At 39.9% G+C, this 4,179-nt stretch carries 2 protein-coding genes; both read right to left on the reverse strand.

What is annotated here, in order from left to right; all coding sequences use genetic code 11:
- Positions 1-246: 246 nt before the first annotated feature.
- Positions 247-1,893 carry a DUF6029 family protein gene (locus tag NZ519_07960; protein ID MCS7028684.1) on the reverse strand — a complete coding sequence of 549 codons (1,647 nt, stop codon included), beginning with the start codon at positions 1,891-1,893 and terminating at the stop codon, positions 247-249.
- 102 nt (positions 1,894-1,995) lie between these two features.
- A partial coding sequence (locus tag NZ519_07965) for a hypothetical protein (protein MCS7028685.1) occupies positions 1,996-4,179 on the reverse strand: 2,184 nt, incomplete at its 5' end.

Below are 4,179 nucleotides of genomic sequence, written 5' to 3' on the forward strand. Positions count from 1 at the left end.
AGCGAAGTACCGAAGCGAAGCGCAGTGCGGAATGCCCCGACCCTTGCGTCAGCAAGGGGCACGCCCAAAAAATAAAATTATACCACTTTACTCAATAAAATGAAACTCCGACATAAGTTTATAGAACTCTCTTTCGTAACTGACAACTCTTCCATCTTTTTGGTAAACTTTACCTTGATATTCTTTTTATTCAGATGCTCATGTGTGTTCAAAAAATTAAGCATACAGGGCACTTGATGTACTTTCTTAAAAAGTGCTCGTAATAGACAAACTAAGCCCATTTGCTGCAGGCATATTTCTGCATACACCCCCTACGCAAAAGATACCTGCGCGTTGTCTTCCATAACTTAACGTAATTCTATTTCCACCTTTGATGTAGCCTACCATCACATTTGGATAGTGTAATCGCTTTTTGGGATCTTTGTTTCCATAATTGTATTGGTCCAAAACCGCAAAAAACCAATTTGGCGAACGCGTGTATTCCACCAAAGCCGTAGCCCAACTTCCTTCATCTTGCTTCGTTTCTAAAAATTGGCTTTCAAACCGAATAGTATTCGCATCATTGAGCTTATAGCTAATATCTACTATGCCCATGTTTGCGTAAATAATCCCAAAACCTGATAGACCTTGCACAATGTCTTTATTGTACACAAAATAAAGGTAAGAAACTGTACTTTTGATTTTCCTACTGAACTTACGAGTAATCTCAATGTTAAAGTCCCGAAAATAGACAGTTTTACCTACCTTAAAAAACTCTGACCGATAGCCATCGCCATCAGGTAGTGCAATTGTATCCAAGCCATTGACTGCTGAATAGTTGATTAGTATCTCCGTACCAAAAGGACCTCCGATTTTAGAACCTTTCTTGATTTTATACACACATTCAGCTTGAAAAGCCATTTCGCCGTTAGGTTGAGTAGCATAAGGATAAATAGTAGCAGGAAGCATATAGGTGTGCTGTCTTGTCAAAGCAGGTAAGTAATTGATAAGCAAGTTATTTCCTGTGGCTGTTCTATCCGAACGGAAGCTCATATCGTCAATACGCTTGGCACTGACTGTGATACCTAGCCCTTTTTGGGCATAGCCCACAGATACTAATAGAGCTTCGCCGGGTTTATAAATATATCCGTTAACTGCCTGTGGGTCATTGACTTTATACACGTACTCTGCGTCAAAAGAAAGTTTTTTGTACAAAAGCCGTAGTCTACCTGCACCTGCGGCTACATTTTCAGGAAGTTTGTACACAGGGTCTTCATCTTTTTGGAATTTACTTACCCAACTTCCGCCAAAAGTGATTTTCAAAGGTATTTCGGCTAGTTTCTCACTCATTTCATTGATGACTACTTCGCCATCTATACCTCTTACAATCCCTGGACCTTGAGTAAAGAAAAATCGCTGTGTGCCAAATACTCCTTTGAGCGTAACTCCCTTGTATGGTAATAAACGAACGCGCATGCCGTCCATTACATTATCATAACCTAATCCTCGCTCTTCGTATGCCCTGAAAATCATTCCACTGCCAAACTGTTCATAATAGTTGCCAATGGTAATTTCTAAATTATCATTGAGATAATTGACATAGCGGTAAGGAATACCGTTTCCATTATACCTTGGGTCAAAACCTTGTAAAGCCTTCTGATAAGTTTCGTATCTAAAACCTGCGGCAAAATGCCCCCGTGTGTAGTTAATGTTTCCAAAACCTTGTGCGCGTATCTTTTCAGGTACATTAGGCGCCCCAATGGCAGAGTCTATTCGGTAATATTGTGCATCTACTTGAAAGTTGCCATGTATCTCGCCCAAAGAAGATTTAATTTGTTGCAGTTCCTCGCTTTGGGCAAATGAAAAATAATACGCAAGAATAAGAATGCCCGCAGCCCAACCAATAGATTTCATGCTAAATAACCAACAAGCGCACAAATTTACAAGCAATTATGGGCTATTCAAAAGATTGTAAAAAATGATGATATAACTTTTTTTTATTTAGTGTAGCTGCCTTCACTTAATGATGGCAAATTTACCTACTTTTATTTCACCATTGTCCAAATTTTTAACCGAATAAAGATATAAGCCTGTGCTTATGTTTTGTTTATTTTGGGAAAGAACATCCCAAGCATGCTCTCCACCTGAAAACTGAACCTTTTTATTAGTAGCATAATCCTTAAACCATTGAATATCACTGCCATTGTAGGTATCAGCATCGTGGTAAAGTGTAGTTACAATATCACCTGCAAGAGTATAAATTCTAATTTCTGCCCTTCGGGGCAAGTTATAGAAATAAATTTTTTTACCTCTATCGCCTTCTCCATCCCAAGCCGCGTTGATCCGAAATGGATTAGGATATACGCCAATTTCATCAGAAACAGGCTTTTCAGGAGTTGTGCCAGGGAATACACTAATGGCGTTAGCTGTGATACTAGACTCCAAAGACTTGATATTTAAGCTATCTATACCTTTGTCAAAGGCTGTAACTACAAACATGTATTGCCAACCATTGAGCAATCCGCCTATTTCATATTTGAACCAATATTGAGTAGTATCTCCCTCAAAAGTGATAGGATTAGGAAGTTCTATACTTTTGAAGCCATTATTAAAGCCCACAGCATTACCTGTGGAGTCCCATTGAGCAAATAATTTAAGATGAGAAATGAGGTCGCCTTTTTTGTCATCCCCTGGGTTGGTGCCGTATAGTCTAAAACCTTCAAAGTCACGAGTTTTGGAAATTGGATCTACACTGCGTAGAGCAGCTTTGTCCCAATATATTGTTGCTTTATTGCTTTCTAAAACAATTTTAGTTTTAGGAATAGCAGGAGGTTCAGGTAAGATAAATCGGTCAATCATTCCATCTTTGTCTATATCTTCGCCAGGGTCAAGTACACCGTTGCCATTGGTATCTTCGCCGTTATATGCTTGTTGTACTTGAATAGCGTTAGCTACTAACTCTGTACGGGCAAAAGGGGTATCGGAATTTATACCACTTTGAAGTTTTTTGGCACATAAAAGAGCTATTGTAAAGTTAATCTTTTCGCCAGGTAAAACTTGCACCAATGGACCTACGCTAATCAATTGTACATTATTTCCTGGGGACTTGAACGCATCAGGATTAGATACAAAATCGTGTCCTGTGCGCATGCGTGCATACCGTTGAATGTCGTCATTAGGTCCTGTGCCGCTTCCTGTACCGTTAAATGTCCAAAAGTTGCAATGTACTTTACAGTTATTCAGCGTAGGGGTGTATAGTTGGTTGCGGAATATGGTACCTAAGTACTTGATAGCACCATAAGTTTGTGCTTGCAAATAGTCTGAAGAGCTAGGGTTAGCATGAAAAGCATATACAAGATTGTGTTCAGGTAGAAAGCCTCCTCCTCCCTTATTAAAAAAAGCAGTACCTGTTTCCGTAGTAGCTCGGATATTTCTTACTACTAAATCTGACCAAAAGCCTAGATAAACGCTATCCCATACTTCTGTTGAGCCATTAGTGATATGATAGTCTACAATCACAAAATAATCTGCATAAGAAAAGTTGTATGCGTAACAGCGCTGTTCTACGTCTGCGCCCAAAGGGAACTGATGTTGATCAATGGGCACGGTTGTGCCAGGTACGATGACATTTTTATCCGTGTAAGTACAAATTTTGTCTTGGTGGCTAATGGCACTAGCACTGTAAAAAGAGGAGTTAGTCAAAGATGAGCGTTCTATGATAGTGCTACCTACGGGTGCGGTAAATTCGTAGCCTCTTTTTCCAAGTGAATAGCCTGAGGGGTCATCTACTGCGGCTGTACTTACGCGAGTACTCCCTGAAACCTTAGCGCCTATCCATAATCCACCTTCAAAAAGATGCTCTGTTTTTGAGCCATTAGGGTATTGCATAGAGGGTGGACCATTGGGGTTAGAACGTACGTCAGGTTTTCCGATTGTACCTACGTTAGTGATAGAAAGACCTATATTGCCTATATCTACGGTTGTTCTTACAAAACTGGACTGTGCTGACAAATTTAGAAACAAAAATAGGGATATGCAAAATATAGTTCCCTTCATATTTTGCAAATATCCAAGAATTTTGCCCTGCAAGCAAGTTATCAAATTGTTAAATGATATTTGTAACATTTTTTTGGGCGTGCCCTTGCCCACACTTCGCTGCGCTTGTGTGGGCAAGGTCGGCGTGCTACGGGCTACGCTATC

The organism is Bacteroidia bacterium (assembly GCA_025056095.1).
GTDB lineage: Bacteria > Bacteroidota > Bacteroidia > JANWVE01 > JANWVE01 > JANWVE01.

Bases quoted from the DNA above. Each gene is read 5' to 3' on its own strand.
- NZ519_07960 (MCS7028684.1), bottom strand. From the start codon at position 1,893: ATGAAATCTATTGGTTGGGCTGCGGGCATTCTTATTCTTGCGTATTAT.